The sequence below is a fragment of the Oceanisphaera psychrotolerans genome, assembly GCF_001870485.1.
GTDB classification, from domain to species: domain Bacteria; phylum Pseudomonadota; class Gammaproteobacteria; order Enterobacterales; family Aeromonadaceae; genus Oceanimonas; species Oceanimonas psychrotolerans.
This window is the reverse complement of sequence record NZ_MDKE01000021.1, coordinates 32,683-49,435: the sequence shown is the minus strand read 5'-3', so window position 1 is coordinate 49,435 and position 16,753 is coordinate 32,683. Positions and strand designations below refer to the sequence as shown.

Sequence of the window (16,753 nt, the reverse complement as noted above, 5' to 3'; positions counted from 1 at the left end):
TTTTTTTGTTTCTCAACTACCTGCGAGTGCCCACACAGTTTGCTTGATATATTGTTAAAGAGCGTTGACCTTGTTTCAGGTCAGGGATGCGTATTCTACGCATTCCGTTTTGTTCGTCAAGCGTTGAAGCAAACTTTGTTTCGTTCGTTTCGAACCCTTGTGACCGTTGGCGTGTTGCCCCGTGTCAGTGGATGCGCATTATAGGGACCGCCCGATTTTGCGCAAGGGCTTTTTTGTAAAAAACAGGGCTTTGGTGACTGATTGCTTATACTCCAAGCAAAAGCACAGCTTAGTCACAGAGTTACCCACAGATCGCGGGGTATCAAACATCTTCGCGGTCATATTTTGAACAACTCTGTCTGATTTGATTATCCAAGATCACATTTATGATGGTTACCGCTTGCAGTCATTACTCTGCATAGCTCAATTGAGGCTATGCTGTTATCGATGGCATGAGCTCTATTGTTTCGATGCAGACATGCCATACACATTCATCCACTTTGAGATTGGACTGCCGATGAAGTTATCCCAGTACCCTGTTTATATTCAGTCTGCCCTGTTGGCTCTAGGCCTTGCCCTGGTCGGTTATGTTGTTATTGGCTTGACTGCGCCTTCTCTGTCTCCTGCCATTCTGTTTGCACTTGGCTTGCTGCTGGGAGGGTTGCTGACCCCCTTGTTCACCCGCCCCCCGGTACCGGAAGCTATTCCGACGACCACGCTATATGTAGGCAACCTGCCGTACCGGGCCAATGAGGCCTCGGTGCGGACGCTGTTTGAAGGCTTTGGTCAGGTGTTATCGGTTCGGCTGATGAAAGACAAGCACACCGGTAAACGCCGTGGCTTTGGTTTTGTGGAGATGCCGAGTGATGCCGCTCGGGCAGCCCAGCAGGCGTTGAACGAATCAGAGTTCCAGCAGAGGACGCTGAAGGTCAGAGAGGCCAATGAGCGTAAAGATGATGAGGAAGGCAGTGATGATCAGGGGCAACCCTGATCACGGCGCTTAAGGTACGAAACACCTGAGAGCGTCAAACCCTTCTTCATTAAAAGTCCCGGCCTGTCGCCGGGCTTTTTGTGTCATCTCGGTGCAAAACAGCTGGCCCGGCTCGATATTAGCCTGGTGATCATGCTGCGCTGGCGTCGAGTGCAACAGCAGACTCGCGACTCGGCGGGCGATGGCCGCACCGGAGTCGATCAATCTGGCCTGGGGCAGACAGCAACTCAGCTCGTCGGCCAGCAAGGGAAAATGGGTGCAGCCCAGCACTATGGTGTCCGGCCCTTGCGGCCCCCGCCAGGGTGCCAGTATCTGAGCCAGGCGATGCATGTCGATCGGTGCACCGGAAAGTTTGTCTTCCGCCATTTTCACCAGTTCGGTCGTACCGAGCAAAGACACCTGCAAATCGGCGGCAAAGCTCTGGATCAGCTCGGCAGTATAACGACGGGACACGGTACCCGGCGTGGCCAGCAGTCCGATGTGGCCTTTGCCGTATTGCCGACTGTATTCGGCGGCCGGCTTGATGGCCGGCACCACCCCCACCACCGGAATGGACAACCGCTGACGCAGTGCGGGCAGCACATGGGTGCTGGCGGTATTGCAGGCGATAATGGCGATATCGACAGAATGGCGTGCGACGAAGGCCTCGAACAGCTCGACGACCCGTTCTACCAGCCGTGACTCGCCCAGCTCGCCATAGGGGAAGCAGGCATTATCGAACAGATACAGGTATTGATGACCCGACAGGGTCTTGCTGACCTCGCGATAGACGGACAAACCGCCCATGCCGGAGTCGAAGATAAGAATGTTTGCCACTGTCTGCCCTTTCTATGCAGAGCCGGCCCTTAATGTGAAAGGCCTGCCCTCGCTGCGCAAGGGCAGTATCATAGCGCCAAAGACGGCCATGAAAAAGCCGGCGCAGTGGCCGGCTTACATCCGTCAGGTGTGTACCAGGATAAGGTATCCCACACCAACACACAGCAAGTACATCCCTGTATGCTCGGCGATGGCATCCATGCCATCAACGGCTGGCTTCGGGAACACCTTATCCTTCTTCATGATCTTCTAGATGTTACGCTCAAGAGGTCACCACTAACTCAGAAGCGGTAATCAGCGCCGACGTAGAATTCCATGTCGGGGGCGTCGTAGCCATCGACTACCTGATAGTCCTTGTCAAACAGGTTGTTGATCTTGCCGTTCAGGATCAGTTGCCGAGTCAGCGGGTAACGGGCGCCGATATTCCAAATGGTATAGGAAGGAGTAAAAGTCCTTTCAAAAGTAACCGCGTCAGGTGTTTCCCGCTCTCCCACATACAATACCTGGACAAACAGATTTGTCCTGGCCACATCAACATCACCGGTCCAGCTGAACTTGCGCTTAGCACGATTAAGAAGCTGCTTTCCCTGATTGGGAGCCCGTTTATCTTCCGCATCGGTATAGTCGAAGCTGGCGGTATGATGAACCGGTCCGGTTGTGGTTTTTATTACAAACTCAACACCTTCAATAACAGCATCCGTGTTATCCTTTACAGTTGGCGTCTGATTGAACAATAATCCTTTAATATCATTGCGATATAAATTCATCTGCCAACTAAATAATGAATAATCACCTTCCAGTGAAAGCTCTATATTTTCGGACTTTTCAGGTTCTGGTTCACCAGATAAAAAATTCAACTCAATAAAGTTTGGTGCTCTAAAAGCGGTACCGTAGCTTAACGTTGTCTTATGTTGATTTGGCAAGTCAACCGACAAGGCGCTCTGCCAGGTTCCATGGGTGCCAAACTGCTCGTTGTCATCGACACGACCGGTCAGCTCGACCGATACCGGTGACCAGGTATGAAAGACTGAAGCATATACACCTGTGTTGTCACGATCTGGAGCACTGTAACTTGTCGTCTCAGCCAGCAGACGATCCCGCTGCCAGTCCATGCCTGACAAGATATAACCTTGCTCAGAGTAGTGATACTGAACCAGGCCATCCAGGCGGTGAGTGGCGGTACTGATATTGGAGGCAGTATCTCGGCCGGATTCAGTATTCCAGTCTTCGGATTCGTATTCGCCATAGCTGGCGTTCAGCTGACCGGTTAATTGCTCGTCCTGATAACGAATGCCGGTATCGACCTGATAAGCCTCCGTGTGATTGCTGTCAGATCCGGGAGAACCAAAATATGGCTCATAATAATCATATTCTGTGTTGTTTTCCCAACCATTAAAATTGGTATCCCAGCTCCAGGCCTGATTCAGCTTGTGCTCGATACCCAGAGTCAGGTTCTTGCTGTCAAAGCCATCCCGGTCTGACTGGCTATTATCAGGAATAACATCATAGCCGCGGGTTTCCCGGTAGCCGGTAGCCAACTGCAACCGGGTAGCGTCGGTCACCCATTGGTTGATGGACACATCGGCGGCATAGTAGTCATTGCTGCCGGTGGTTACCCCCACTTGGGCGCTATTCACCTGTGAGGTGGTAATGATGTTGACCACGCCGCCGATGGCTCTGGAGCCATAGATGGCGGCACGGGGACCACGAATGTATTCGATACGTTCGACGTTGCTTACCGGCAACTGGCTGAAATCCACATTGCTGGACACCATCTGCGCCATGGGACGGCCGTTCATCAGTACCAGCACATGGGCAGACTCGGTGCCGCGCACGAACAGGCTACTTAACTGGCCGATACCGCCACTCTGGCTGCCGAACTGCATGCCCGGCAAGGTTTCAAGCAGATCCACCAGTGAACGCGGCTGGCGGCGTTCGATCTCGGCCTTGGTGATCACCTCGACCGGCGCCAGGGCGCTGGTAGCCGGCTGCTCGACGCGGTTGTAGATGGTGATATCGGTGGATTCGGTAGAATTCTGGGCAAAGGCTGCCCATGGCAGCAAGGTAGCCGCCAGCCAGTTTTTAGACATTGATGAGTTCCTAGTACGCGTAGTGACTGCCAGCAGGCCCTTCCTGTTGGCTCTTTGGCAGGTATTCGGGCTTGGAGGCTCGGGCCTGATGGCCCACCTAAACGACGGCTTCCCACCCTCTCTGGTAGTGCCCGGGTTGCCCCCTGTCGTGTCGTTCCTCTTTACCGCTGCGCGCCAGCTCCGGATTTGCACCGGATTCCCGTTTATGCCTGTCGGCACCAAAGCGGGGGCATTATAGGTAAAGGCGACCTGACTGTATATGCATACATCCCCGCCAAACACGCATAATTCATCATAAAAATTAATATGATAAGGGTCTCAATTAAGTAATATTTACATGTAGATAACATGTGGTCGTTTGCTAGGCTGTATTGACGGTGGATCAGGCCTGTCGCCACGAGCACACAAGGAGAAAAAAATGGCACACGACTCAAACAACAAGAACAAAAAGCCCAGCCGGGGTTTGCACGAGCTGTACGCAGAAGACCCGATCAAAGCCGATGAACTGGTATGGAACCGTGAGACCGATGCCGGCAGCCGCCGGGGCTTTCTCAAGCGTGGTGGCCTGCTTGCCATGGCCACGGCCATCGGTGCCAGTATTCCCTTCTCTAAAAATATGCCGGCCGGGCTGATCCCTGCCGCCTTTGCCCAGAGCGACGAACCCTTTGCTCTGCCGGGCAAAGAGGGTCTGACCATCCTCAACGACAGACCCATCAACGCCGAAACCCCGCCGCACCTGCTGGACGACGAGATCACCCCGGCCAAGCACATGTTCGTGCGCAACAATGGTCTGGTGCCCGACGTCAAGGCGCTGGATCCGGCCACCTGGACCCTGGAGATTGCCGGCGAGTCCTGTGAAACCCCTACCACCTTTACCATTGCCGAGCTGAAATCACGCTTCAAGCACCATAGTTACCAGCTGACGGTGGAATGCGGCGGCAACGGCCGGAGCGAATACGTGCCCGCCGCCAGCGGCAACCAATGGACCACCGGCGCGGTGGCCAGCCCCAAATTTACCGGGGTACGGCTGCGGGATGTGCTGGAAGCCTGCGGCATCAAGAAAGACGCGGTCTATATCGGTTACTACGGTGGTGATTTGCATCCCAGCGGCGATCCGAGCAAGGAGGCCATTTCCCGAGGCGTACCGATGTCCAAGGCGCTGGAAGACGAAACCCTGATCGCCTGGGCCATGAACGACGAAGACATTCCGGTATTGAACGGTCATCCGTTACGGCTGGTTTGCGGCGGCTGGCCTGCCTCCACCTCGGGCAAGTGGCTGAAGAAAATCGTCATCCGCAACAAGGTGCACGACGGCAACAAGATGGCGGCTCCGTCCTACAGCGTGCCCAAATATCCGGTGGCTCCGGGCACCCAGGTGCCGGATGAGGATATGGAAATCATCGAGTCCATGCCGGTGAAATCCTTGATCACCTTCCCCAAAACCGGCATCAGTCACAAACTCGGCGAGCCCTTGCTGGTACGTGGCCACGCCTGGGCCGGTGATCTGGAGGTGAAGGAGCTCCATGTTTCCATCGACTTCGGTATTACCTGGCAAAAAACCGAATTGCGCGCCCCGGCCAATCGCCTGGCCTGGCAGCACTGGCAGAGCGAGCTGAGCTTCCCCGAAAAGGGTTATTACGAAGTATGGGCCAAGGCGGTCGACAGCGAAGGTAAGGCCCAGCCAATGGTGGTCCCGGGCTGGAATCCCAAGGGTTATTTGAACAATGCCTGTCACCGTATCGCGATACAAATCGTCTAGGAGGTGAGCATGATACGTGCTGCTGCACTGGGCCTGTTGCTGGGCCTGTCGGCCACGCCGGCGCTGGCCGCCGAGCTGGATCCGCAAACCGGCTTTATCATCGCCCCCGGCTGGGAAACGGTACGCAACAACTGCACCGCCTGTCATTCCTCCAAACTGGTCACCCAGAACAGCGGCAGTCGTGAGCACTGGCTGTCGCTGATCCGCTGGATGCAGGACAAGCAGGGGTTGTGGCCGTTCGACGCCAATACCGAGGCGACCATTCTGGATTACCTGAGCAGCGCCTATGGCCCCAAGGAAGGCGCTCGTCGCCCGCCCTTGCGGGCCGATCAGTTGCCGGAAAATCCCTATCGCCAGCCGTCCGAGCCCCAATAAAGACTCCGTGATGGCTCATCGATGAAAAGGTAACAACGTTCAGCCACGCCTGCGTGGCTGAACGACAGATCCGGCCCATCGACTCTTCTGCACGCCCCATCCTCTGTTTATCGCATCCACCGCAAATGTCGGGTGCTTTGCGTTGGATGCTTTACATAGTACTCCTGCCGATTGAATCGGTTTGACCAGACCGGCCTGCGACCAAAAACCGGCGTTACGGAGCCCCCCGCCTTGACAAGGTATAATTGAAACTTGTATTAACAGTCTCACCTTGGGGCATGGAACTGGCATGCCCGTTTATGAACCTCCGCCATTACCGGCGATCATTCAGTTTTCGTGCACTCGATATGCTCCCGGCCAGCGAGCCTGACGCAGGCTTGTGCTGCGTGCTCTTGATCTGCCACCGCCCCGGCTCCTGCACGAGCCGCTTGATATAGAAATGAAAAGGAAAACCATGGTGTCATTGAATACTCTCGTAACGGCGATAGCCGGCGGAATGCTGGCTGCGGCACTAACGGGTTGTGCCAACCACTTGCCCGCCGAAACCGTTAACTCCATAGATATTGATCGGGAGTCGGTGCGTCGGGATTATGTTTTTCAGACTCAGGGGGGCGGGCTGGGATTTATTGATCAACCTTCACCCCGTTTCAGTGTGACGGATCATGAGTCATTCCGTGTCACCATCTACTCGGTCAATAAAACACTCGCTGTTTACACGCCCTACCAGCCTCTTCGTGAACTGTATGAATTCCCTGTTGGTATCGTCATGACCGCGGGTGGTGTCGTGCTCTCTGTCGTCGAGTGGTGCCTTTCTTTGGCATGCTGCCGGATGTAATGACCAAGGATCTGCTGGCCAACGGGGTGGCGGGCATCAATCCGCTCATGAACATGGAAAGTCACGCCCGAAGAGAAAAAAAGGCGCTGGGCATCCCGGAACGGGAGAAAATCGATCAAAAACTCGAAAAAAGCGAGTTACCACTGCGCCAGTTCACATTGACGGCCACCGTGGGTACCAGGGTTGCCCCGCTGGAAACGGATGAAAACGGCCGGTTGTCGGTGGACTTACTGTCTCTGATTGACAGCAATACCGCACCGGCCATGCTGACACTGAGTGCAGCCAACACCGACGGCGAGCAAGTCCGTCATGAATTTCCGCTGACGCGTCAATTGTCTGCACGTCTGCTGCAGGCCAGACAGCTGATGGGCAAATACGAACAGATTGACGGCGACAAGCTGGAGCTGCCGAAGGCAATTGAAGACCTGAATACCCTGAGTCGCTGGGGCTTTGAGCATCATGCCCGCCGTCTGGAACAACGCATCCGCACACAGCTCGATGATGAGCGCCGCCTCTCGTTCGATCGTCAGCTTGTCCAGGCTCTGGCCGGATAAAGGCAGTCGGCAGCGGGCCCTGACCGCTGCCGGCTATCACGCGGCTTTCGGGTCACAGTGTCCTGGATCCGCGGCAGGAAAACCGTACCGATTCAGTAATTGATGCTGATGTAAGGTACTTCTTCCACGTTCAGCCGATCCTTGATGACCACAGTCAGCACGAAGAAGAAGTTGGCCAGCACATTGGCAAAACGAGGCAGGATTTCGTCGAATTTTCTGCCCTCTTGTTCCAGCCGCACCAGCATGCGCACTATCTTCTTGCCGGTACAACGACACAGGTGCAATTGCGGCACCGGTGCCGGCCCCCTCGGCAGCACAAAGCCGGTGACCCGCCCGGCGGTTGCCTGCTGGTAATGAGTGTATCGCTCCTTCAGCCAGTCGATATCCTGCTCGAAAATACCGTTCTTGCCCCGTACCGAGCCATTGAGGTTGTAGATCAGCGGTTGCAACTGCTCCAGATCGGTCCTGATGTCATCGAAACCCTCGCCAAGCTGCGACAGCACCACGCCGATATGACAGCACAGTTCGTCGGTGAGAATTTCATAATCACAGGTCAGCCGGGTCTCGAAGATAAAGGGATAACACCATTCCCGCAGATCCTCCGGTTTTTTACGCCGCATAGCTATTTCCTTTTATTTCAGTCCGTCAGCAGAGGCTGCAGTCTGGCAAAAGCCGCTTCCGACCACCAGCCCGCCGTGCGATAACTGGACAAATTCGCCGCAGGCCGTAGAATTTGCGCTCCGTTTTACAGAGAGGCAACTCATGAGCACAGTGGTCAACCCGCAAACCTACCAGGCACAGTTGGATGAAAAGGCCGACCGGCTCAGGGAAACCTTCGCGCCCTTTACCCCACCGGCGCTGGACGTGTTTGCCTCCGAGCCCGAACATTACCGGATGCGCGCCGAGTTTCGGGTCTGGCATCAGGGCGATGACCTCTACTACATCATGTTTGATCAGGCCACCAGAGAGAAATACCGGGTCGACCAATTCCCTGCCGCCTCCAGCCTGATCAACCAGGCCATGCCGCTGCTGCTGGATGCGCTCAAGCCCGACCCAGTGCTGCGCCGCAAGCTGTTTCAGGTCGACTTTCTGTCGTCACTGAGCGGCGAGCTGGTGATCAGCCTGCTCTATCATCGTCAGCTGGATGAGGCCTGGCACAGCGCCGTGCAGGGGGTGCTGGCACAACTGCAACAACAGGGGATCTCCGCCAGCATCATCGGCCGGGCCAAGAAACAGAAATGGGTGGTCGGCCAGGATTACGTGGTGGAGCGGCTGCAGGTGGCGGGCCGGGAGCTCATCTACCAGCAGGTAGAAAACAGCTTTACCCAGCCCAACGGCCGCATGAACGAACAGATGCTGGGCTGGGCGCTGGATGCCACCCAGGGAGCCAGCGGCGACCTGCTGGAGCTGTATTGCGGCAACGGCAACTTCTCGCTGGCCCTGGCCGCCAACTTCCGCCGGGTGCTGGCCACCGAAATCGCCAGCTCGTCGGTCAAGTCGGCCCAGTACAACATTGCTGCCAATGGCATCGACAACGTGACCATTCTGCGGATGTCGGCGGAAGAGTTCACCCAGGCCATGCGCGGGGTACGCGAGTTTCGCCGCTTGCAGGGCGTCGATCTGACCAGCTACGAGTGCAACACCATACTGGTGGACCCGCCCCGGGCCGGGCTGGACGAGGAAACCGTCAAGCTGGTGCAGGACTACGACAATATCGTCTATATCTCCTGCAACCCGGAGACCTTGCGCCAGAATCTGGAGACCCTGTCACAGACCCACGACATCAGTCGCTTCGCCTTGTTCGATCAGTTCCCCTATACCCATCATATGGAAGCCGGGGTTTATCTGACTCGCAAGTGAGCGAGCAGTTTCGCTCTCTGCCGAATCTGAATTCAACAATCAGCGTCACCCCCTGCGAAGGCAGGGGTCCATTGCACCGGAATCACTCTGTGACATGGATTCCTGCCTGCGCAGGAATGACCGGCCATACAAGGTTGCACAAACGCAAAAAGGGGAGCCGAAGCTCCCCTTTTTCATGTCATGCCTATCATCAATCCAGCATGTAGTTTTCCGGCAGCACGATGCCGGCTACGCCGGACTCCACGGCGGCCACGGCCACGGCCCGGGCAACGCGCGGCAGCAGGCGCGGATCCATCGGCTTGGGAATCACATAGTCCTTGCCAAACTCCAGCGAATCCACGCCGGCGGCAACCAGCACTTCCTGCGGTACCGGCTCTTTGGCCAGACCACGGATAGCATCGACGGCGGCTACTTTCATCTCGTCGTTGATGCAGGACGCGCGAACATCCAGGGCACCACGGAAGATGAAGGGGAAGCACAGCACGTTGTTCACCTGGTTCGGGTAGTCGGAGCGACCGGTACCCATGACCAGATCCTGACGTACGGAATGAGCCAGCTCGGGCTTGATTTCCGGATCCGGGTTGGAGCAGGCAAAGATAACCGGATTCGGGGCCATCAGTGCCACCGCTTCGGCCGGCAGTACATCCGGGCCGGACACGCCCACGAAGATGTCGGCATCGGTGATCACGTCTTCCAGAGTGCGCTTGTCGGTGTTGTTGGCAAACAGCGCCTTGTACTCGTTCAGATCGTCACGGCGAGTGTGAATAACACCCTTGCGGTCCAACATGTAGATGTTCTCACGCTGGGCGCCGCACTTGATCAGCAGCTCCATACAGGCCACGGCGGCGGCACCGGCGCCCATGCACACCACGCGGGCTTCGGCGATGCGCTTGCCCTGTACTTCCAGGGCGTTGATCAGGCCGGCGGCCGTGACGATGGCGGTGCCGTGCTGGTCGTCATGGAACACCGGTACGTTACAGCGTTCGATCAACGCCTTTTCGATTTCAAAGCACTCGGGTGCCTTGATGTCTTCCAGGTTGATGCCGCCAAAGGTGTCGGCAATGGCTGCCACGGTCTGAATGAATTCTTCGGTAGTACGGTGCTTGACTTCGATATCGATGGAGTCGAGGTTGGCGAAGCGTTTGAACAGCAACGCCTTGCCTTCCATTACCGGCTTGGAAGCCAGAGGGCCCAGGTTACCCAGGCCCAGAATGGCGGTACCGTTGGTGATAACGGCAACCAGATTACCCTTGCCGGTATATTTGTAGGCATTTTCAGGATCGGCGGCGATTTCGCGCACCGGTTCGGCCACACCCGGGCTGTAGGCTAAGGCGAGATCCCTGGCGGTTTCGGCCGGCTTACTGATTTCAACGGAAATCTTGCCCGGTTTGGGCAAGGCATGATAATCGAGCGCTTTTTGACGGAAGTCGGTCATTCTACGAGTACCCTGATGCGATTGTTGACATTATAATAATCTAAGTGTGAACAAGTTTATCACAGTGTTTGTACAATGTGATAGTAGTCAACTTATTCACTGTTGCCCAGCCAGGTTCATTGCTTTACCAGATGAAACTGCCAGGGATGGTTTATCCACAATACTTGCCGACCGTGGCGGCTGGAGCGAACCCGGCCCCGAATAAACAGCAGCTCTCCCGGCAGCAGCCGCTTCAGCCTGTCGCGCGCCGTCGCCGGCAGTTCTCGACCCGCGATCAGGGTCAGCTTGCCTTCCAGCTCGAGCTTGAGTCGCCCAGAACCTGCATAAGAGCGGAGAACCCTGGCCTGCAACAGTTGCCAGTCGCCGGTGACAAGGCTGGTCAGCGGCGCCTGCCATACTCCCAGGCGTTGCTGGCGAGCCTCTGCTCTACGGCAAGCCAGCATTGCCAGTAATCATCATTGGGCGGGATCAGCAGCAAGGGACCCAACCCCAGCGCGAGCATGCGGGTGACCAGCAAATCTCCGCTCATCGTGAGCGGATGTGCCAGCCAGCGGCCGTAATCATCACGCCTTTCCACACCAAAAACCAGTTTCAATCGACTCCCAACAGGGATTTTATTCAGCAGCCAACGCCGGGCAGCTTCGGCTCCTGGTTCTGCCGGCAATTTACCGTGAGTATTGAGTTCTGGAGTATCGACGCCAATAAAGCGGATTACTCTGCCATCCTGTAAAATGACAGTGTCACCATCTATTACCTGCCGTACCGTTACGGTTTCGTCTGCCGGTAGCCGGGGGCATTCCGCGGCCCCCACCGGCGGCCACCACCCGAGCACCAGCAGCCATTTCCATAGTGTCATGTCGCCACCCCGGCCAGGACCCAGCCATAACCATGGGAAAGATTCGCGGTACACACAAGCGAACGGCCATAAAAAAAGGCGCCCGGAGGCGCCTTCTTTTTGCGACGAGTATCGCTTATTTTTTGCTGGACAGCGCGCCGAAGCGCTTGTTGAAACGATCAACACGGCCGCCGCTATCAACCATTTTCTGCTTACCAGTGTAGAAAGGGTGGCAAGCGGAGCAAACGTCCAGGTTCAGATCTTTACCCAGGGTAGAACGGGTCTTGATCTCGTTACCGCAAGAACATTTGGCAGTAATTTCTTTGTATTCCGGGTGAATACCTTGTTTCATGGACAACCTCTATCTGTAGGCCGTGTCGCTATCTGATCCAGAGCCAGACACCACACGAGTGATACACGTATTGTGAAGGGTGCGAATAATATAGGATCGCCTATTTGCAGGCAAGGTCAAACGGGGGAAAAATCACCAATGTCGATAACGCCAAAGCCAGGTTTGCTGCGGGTTGTGTTACCCGTACCGCTACGGCGGGAATTCGATTATCTCTGCCCGCTGCCGCTGCCGGCACCCGGCTGTCGGGTTTCGGTACCCTTTGGCAATAGAACCATGACGGCACTGGTGTTGTCTCACCCCTCCGGGTCGGACATCGATGCCACCAAGCTCAAGTCCATCGGTGCCGTGCTCGACCCGATGCCGATCCTCGCCGATGACGAACTGCGGCTGCTGGCCTGGGCCACGCAATATTACCTGTACGCCCCCGGTGAGGTATATTTTCAGGCACTGCCTGCCTTGTTACGCAAGGGCGAAGCCGCCGACTACCGCAGCACCGCCTACTGGCATCTGCTCGATGCCGAGGCCGGTGTTTCCGCCCAGGCCATCAAGCAACAGCAAGCCCTGAATCTGTTGCGCCAGGGGCCGCTGACCGCCGGTGAGCTGGAGGTCAGAGGCATCAGCGGCGCCATCCTGCAGGCACTGGCGAAAAAGCAGTTGATAGAAAAAAGGGAACAACTGCCGCAGCCCGGCGACTGGCGGGGCAATACCGCCGTAAGCGACGATGACAAACCCCGCCTGACCACGGAACAGGCGCTGGCGGTCAGCCTGATCCAGAGCGCCCGGGGCTTCAGCCCCTTTCTGCTGGAGGGCATCACCGGCTCCGGCAAGACCGAGGTCTATCTGCAGATCATGGAGCCGATACTGCAGGCGGGCAGGCAGGTGCTGGTGCTGGTACCGGAAATCGGCCTGACCCCCCAGACCATCTCCCGTTTTCAGCAGCGCTTCAAGGTACCGATCAGTACCCTGCATTCGGGCATGAATGAGCGGGAGCGACTGGATGCCTGGCTGTCGTGCCGGGACAGCAGCACCGCCATCATCATCGGCACCCGCTCCGCCCTGCTCACGCCCTTCGCCCGCCTGGGACTGATCATCATCGACGAAGAGCACGATACCTCGTTCAAGCAGCAGGACGGCTTTCGCTATCACGCCCGGGATCTGGCGCTGCTGCGTGCCCGCCAGCTCGACATCCCCATCGTACTGGGGTCGGCCACCCCCAGCTTCGAAAGCCTGCACAATGCGGCCAGCGGCAAGTATCAGCTGTTGACCCTGAGCCAGCGCCCCGGCACCGCCACCGTGGCCGAGCATCTGCTACTGGACAGCAAACATGTACAGCTGCACGCCGGACTCTCGCCCCAGTTGATCCAGCTGCTCGAACAGGAGCTGGCGAAGGGCAATCAGGTCATGCTGTTTCTGAACCGGCGCGGCTATGCTCCGGCGTTGCTGTGTCACGACTGCGGCTGGCTGGCCGATTGCGAACGCTGTGACGCTCATTATACCTGGCACCAGCGCCCCACCCGGCTGCACTGCCATCATTGCGATCATCAGCGCCCCCTGCCTCCTGCGTGTCCGAATTGTGGCAGCCGGCAACTGATGGGGACAGGGCTGGGGACCGAGCAGGTGGAACAGGCCCTGAGCGGAATATTTCCCCAATACGGCATTATTCGCATCGACCGGGACAACACCCGGCGCAAGGGCAGCTTTCAGCAACATCTGGAAGGCATTCGCAACGGCAAGTATCAGATCCTGATCGGCACCCAGATGCTGGCCAAGGGCCATCACTTTCCCGATGTCACTCTGGTGGCGATACTGGATGCGGACGGCGCCCTCTTCGCCAGCGATTTCAGAGCCACCGAACGCTTCGCTCAACTCTATATACAGGTGGCGGGGCGAGCCGGGCGAGCCAGCAAACCGGGCCGGGTGGTGCTGCAGACCCATCAGCCGGAACACGCCCTGCTACAGGATCTGGCCAATCAGGGCTATCGCCATTTTGCTCACAGCGCCCTGCAGGAGCGACAGGCGGCGGGGCTGCCGCCGTTCAGCTTTCAGGCGCTGTTGCGGGCCCAGGCGCCCCAGTCCCGGCAGGTACAGGAATTTCTGCAGCAACTGGTACAGCAACTGGCTCCCGGGCTACCGACAGGCGTGCTGTGCCTGGGTCCGCTCAGCGCCCAGATGGAACGCAAGGCCGGTCAGTATCGCTACCAGCTGTTGCTGCAGGCCGGCAACCGACGAGAGCTGGCGGCGGCCTGCCGCCTGGCGCTGGCCATCATCGACCAGCTGGCAAGCGCCCGCAAGGTGCGCTGGTCGCTGGATGTCGATCCGGTGGAGCTCTGGTAGCCTCAATGACGATAATCCGGCTGGGACGGCGAGGTCAGCATCGACATCAGGAAGCCGAGCGCCCGATGGCAGCTGTCCTCCGCCATCAGTTGCTGAGTCAGCTGGCTTTTCAGCGGCAATACTTCCAGCCAGCGCTGTGCCACCCAGGCCGCATCCCGCCATTGAGGCGCCGGATGCAGCTCGGACATCTCAGGATACTCGGCAAAGACTTCCTGCAGTTTATCAGACAACACCTGCTCGGTCGGCGACAGCATGCAGGACCGCCAGTTGTCGAGCAGGTCCACCTCGGCCCGCAGCAAGCCATCCGCTTCCCGTTCCAGCTGGCGGATACGAAACCGGTCCATGGCTTCCACGGTAATGCCCAGCAAACCGCCCTCCAGGGTATAGAAGTCGATGATGTTGACCCGGATCCCGAGCATGAACAGATCGCTGTGGCCGGCCTCGTCCAGCTCGTCCAGCATGCCGATACCAAAGCCGGTGCCGCTACGGCTCGCCTCGGTCACCATCCTGATATAGCGGGGCTCGAAGATCCGCAACGGCACCTTGCCGCCGGGCATCAGATGGAGGGTAAGGGGTAACAACGCCAGTTTCATGGGCAGATTCCTCCCTTGAAGAAGTAGCCATAGAGACCCTTTTTTACCCCTTCCACTTTCAATCCGCAGCCTCGCCTTGCCTTGACGGTAGTTTTCTGTACCCGTTATGAGTAGAATTTCTTCCCCCGGGTTATCTCCAACCTTGTCTTAAATTTGGTGAACTGATAATGAAAGAACATATTCAAGCGCTGCTTGAGCAGACGGTCTCTACCCTGAAACAGCAAGGCAAACTGCCCGCCGAACTGGCTCCCCGCATCCAGGTAGACCGAACCAAAGACAAGGCTCACGGAGATCTGGCCACCAACCTGGCGCTGCTGCTGGCCAAACCTGCCGGCCAGAACCCCCGCGCCCTGGCCCAGATGCTGGTCGACAACCTGCCCGCCTCCGAGCTGGTGGCCAAGACCGAGCTGGCCGGCCCCGGTTTCATCAACTTCTTTCTCGACAGCAACTGGCTGGCACGCCAGATAGACGCCATGGTCGCCGATGAACGCGCCAATGTGCCGGTGGCGGAACACCCTCAGACCGTGGTGGTGGACTACTCCGCCCCCAACGTGGCCAAGGAGATGCACGTGGGGCACCTGCGTTCCACCATTATCGGTGACGCGGTGGTCCGCACCCTGGAGTTTCTCGGCCACAAGGTGATCCGCGCCAACCATATCGGCGACTGGGGCACCCAGTTCGGCATGCTGATCGCCTATCTGGAAAAGCTCGAGCAGGAGCAGCCGGATGTGCTGTCCTCCGGCCTGTCGGATCTGGAGCAGTTCTATCGCGAGTCCAAACAACAATACGACGCCGATCCGGACTTTGCCGAGCGGGCCCGGGGCTATGTGGTGAAACTGCAGGGTGGCGATGCCTACTGTCTGGCCATGTGGCAGAAGCTGGTGGACATCACCCTGCAGCATAACCAGCAGGTTTACGACCGGCTCAACGTCTCCCTGACCCCGGCCAACGTCATGGGCGAGAGCATGTACAACCCCATGCTGGCGGACATCGTCGCCGACCTGCAACGGCAGGGGCTGGCGGTGGAAGACGAAGGCGCCATCGTGGTCTACCTGGACGAATACAAGAACAAGGACGGTGATCCCATGGGGGTCATCATCCGCAAGAAGGACGGCGGCTATCTTTACACCACCACCGACATCGCCTGTGCCAAGTATCGCTACGAGCAACTGGGCGCCGATCGGGTACTGTACTTCATCGACTCCCGCCAGCATCAACACCTGATGCAGGCCTGGAGCATAGTACGCAAGGCCGGCTATATCCCCGATTCGGTCAGCCTGGAACATCACGCCTTCGGCATGATGCTGGGCAAGGACGGCCGTCCGTTCAAGACCCGCTCCGGCGGCACCATCAAGCTGGTGGATCTGCTCGAGGAAGCGGAGGAACGCGCCGCCGCCCTGCTGGCGAAGAAAGACACCGGCCTCGGCGAAGAAGAAAAGCGTCAGATAGTCAGCCGGGTGGCCATGGGCGCGGTGAAATACGCCGATTTGTCCAAGAGCCGCACCACCGATTACATCTTCGACTGGGACAACATGCTGTCGTTCGAAGGCAATACCGCGCCCTACCTGCAGTATGCCTTTACCCGGGTGCAGTCCATCTTCCGCAAGGCCGGTGTGACCGCCGAGTCCCTGCAGGGCCGGGTCAGCATTCAGGCTCCGGCCGAAGAAGCCCTGGCCCAGAAGCTGGTGCAGTTCAACGACACCGTGAAGTCGGTGGCCGACAAGGGCCTGCCGCACCTGCTGTGCCTGTACCTGTACGAGCTGTCCGGCGCCTTCATGAGCTTCTACGAGGCCTGCCCCATCAACAAGGATGGCGTCAGCGCCGACGAACGGGCCAGCCGCCTGCTGCTCTGTGCCGCCACCGCCAAGGTACTGGAGCAAGGCCTGTCGCTGCTCGGCATCGACACCATGGAGCGCATGTAAAC

The 16,753-nt window shown here is 57.7% G+C and carries 16 protein-coding genes and 1 riboswitch; of the genes, 8 read left to right on the top strand and 8 right to left on the bottom strand.

Going from position 1 to position 16,753, the window contains the following annotated elements:
- Positions 1-517: 517 nt before the first annotated feature.
- The gene (locus BFR47_RS08715) at positions 518-991 is read left to right on the top strand and encodes an RNA recognition motif domain-containing protein (RefSeq protein WP_071472703.1); all 474 of its coding nucleotides are present in this window, start codon (positions 518-520) and stop codon (positions 989-991) included.
- Between the two features lie 9 nt (positions 992-1,000).
- Here BFR47_RS08715 and murI read toward each other — a convergent pair whose 3' ends face one another.
- On the bottom strand, positions 1,001-1,807 hold the full coding sequence (gene murI, locus BFR47_RS08710; protein ID WP_071472699.1) for a glutamate racemase: 807 nt from the start codon (positions 1,805-1,807) through the stop codon (positions 1,001-1,003).
- A gap of 281 nt (positions 1,808-2,088) precedes the next feature.
- A complete protein-coding gene (locus BFR47_RS08705; protein ID WP_071472698.1) occupies positions 2,089-3,897 on the bottom strand; it encodes a TonB-dependent receptor domain-containing protein in 1,809 nt (602 codons plus the stop codon).
- A 39-nt stretch (positions 3,898-3,936) separates the two neighbouring features.
- Positions 3,937-4,135, bottom strand: a riboswitch (cobalamin riboswitch).
- A gap of 180 nt (positions 4,136-4,315) precedes the next feature.
- Here BFR47_RS08705 and BFR47_RS08700 point away from each other — a divergent pair.
- The 4 genes from BFR47_RS08700 to BFR47_RS08685 all read left to right on the top strand — a co-directional run bounded on the left by BFR47_RS08700 (position 4,316) and on the right by BFR47_RS08685 (position 7,420).
- Positions 4,316-5,656, top strand: coding sequence for a sulfite oxidase (locus tag BFR47_RS08700; RefSeq protein WP_071472697.1), 1,341 nt, complete (start codon positions 4,316-4,318; stop codon positions 5,654-5,656).
- Positions 5,657-5,665: 9 nt separating this feature from the next.
- Positions 5,666-6,031, top strand: a complete 366-nt coding sequence (locus tag BFR47_RS08695; RefSeq protein ID WP_071472696.1) for a hypothetical protein — start codon at positions 5,666-5,668, stop codon at positions 6,029-6,031.
- A gap of 454 nt (positions 6,032-6,485) precedes the next feature.
- Positions 6,486-6,866 (top strand): hypothetical protein, encoded by a 381-nt coding sequence (locus tag BFR47_RS08690; RefSeq protein ID WP_071472695.1) that lies wholly within the window; start codon positions 6,486-6,488, stop codon positions 6,864-6,866.
- Positions 6,851-7,420 (top strand): hypothetical protein, encoded by a 570-nt coding sequence (locus BFR47_RS08685; protein ID WP_175514083.1) that lies wholly within the window; start codon positions 6,851-6,853, stop codon positions 7,418-7,420. Before BFR47_RS08690 ends, BFR47_RS08685 begins: the two co-directional genes overlap by 16 nt.
- Positions 7,421-7,512: 92 nt before the next feature.
- On the opposite strand, the gene BFR47_RS08680 is transcribed toward BFR47_RS08685, so the two are convergent.
- On the bottom strand, positions 7,513-8,040 hold the full coding sequence (locus tag BFR47_RS08680) for an ATP--cob(I)alamin adenosyltransferase (RefSeq protein ID WP_071472693.1): 528 nt from the start codon (positions 8,038-8,040) through the stop codon (positions 7,513-7,515).
- A 142-nt stretch (positions 8,041-8,182) separates the two neighbouring features.
- Between BFR47_RS08680 and trmA the strand changes: the two genes are divergently transcribed.
- The gene (gene trmA, locus BFR47_RS08675; protein ID WP_071472692.1) at positions 8,183-9,280 is read left to right on the top strand and encodes a tRNA (uridine(54)-C5)-methyltransferase TrmA; all 1,098 of its coding nucleotides are present in this window, start codon (positions 8,183-8,185) and stop codon (positions 9,278-9,280) included.
- Between the two features lie 190 nt (positions 9,281-9,470).
- On the opposite strand, the gene BFR47_RS08670 is transcribed toward trmA, so the two are convergent.
- From BFR47_RS08670 to rpmE, 4 genes are all read right to left on the bottom strand, one after another.
- Positions 9,471-10,715 (bottom strand): malic enzyme-like NAD(P)-binding protein, encoded by a 1,245-nt coding sequence (locus BFR47_RS08670; protein WP_071472691.1) that lies wholly within the window; start codon positions 10,713-10,715, stop codon positions 9,471-9,473.
- 116 nt (positions 10,716-10,831) lie between these two features.
- Positions 10,832-11,158: a hypothetical protein gene (locus tag BFR47_RS08665; protein WP_071472690.1), complete on the bottom strand. Its 327-nt coding sequence runs from the start codon at positions 11,156-11,158 to the stop codon at positions 10,832-10,834.
- A complete protein-coding gene (locus tag BFR47_RS17775; RefSeq protein WP_139215137.1) occupies positions 11,095-11,571 on the bottom strand; it encodes a thermonuclease family protein in 477 nt (158 codons plus the stop codon). Before BFR47_RS17775 ends, BFR47_RS08665 begins: the two co-directional genes overlap by 64 nt.
- A 115-nt stretch (positions 11,572-11,686) precedes the next feature.
- The gene (gene rpmE, locus BFR47_RS08655) at positions 11,687-11,902 is read right to left on the bottom strand and encodes a 50S ribosomal protein L31 (protein WP_071472688.1); all 216 of its coding nucleotides are present in this window, start codon (positions 11,900-11,902) and stop codon (positions 11,687-11,689) included.
- A gap of 138 nt (positions 11,903-12,040) precedes the next feature.
- Between rpmE and priA the strand changes: the two genes are divergently transcribed.
- Positions 12,041-14,236, top strand: a complete 2,196-nt coding sequence (priA, locus tag BFR47_RS08650) for a primosomal protein N' (protein WP_071472687.1) — start codon at positions 12,041-12,043, stop codon at positions 14,234-14,236.
- Positions 14,237-14,238: 2 nt separating this feature from the next.
- On the opposite strand, the gene BFR47_RS08645 is transcribed toward priA, so the two are convergent.
- The gene (locus tag BFR47_RS08645; protein ID WP_071472686.1) at positions 14,239-14,829 is read right to left on the bottom strand and encodes an LON peptidase substrate-binding domain-containing protein; all 591 of its coding nucleotides are present in this window, start codon (positions 14,827-14,829) and stop codon (positions 14,239-14,241) included.
- Positions 14,830-14,996: 167 nt separating this feature from the next.
- On the opposite strand from BFR47_RS08645, the gene argS reads away from it, so the two are divergent.
- Positions 14,997-16,751, top strand: a complete 1,755-nt coding sequence (gene argS / locus BFR47_RS08640; RefSeq protein WP_071472685.1) for an arginine--tRNA ligase — start codon at positions 14,997-14,999, stop codon at positions 16,749-16,751.
- Positions 16,752-16,753 lie beyond the last annotated feature (2 nt).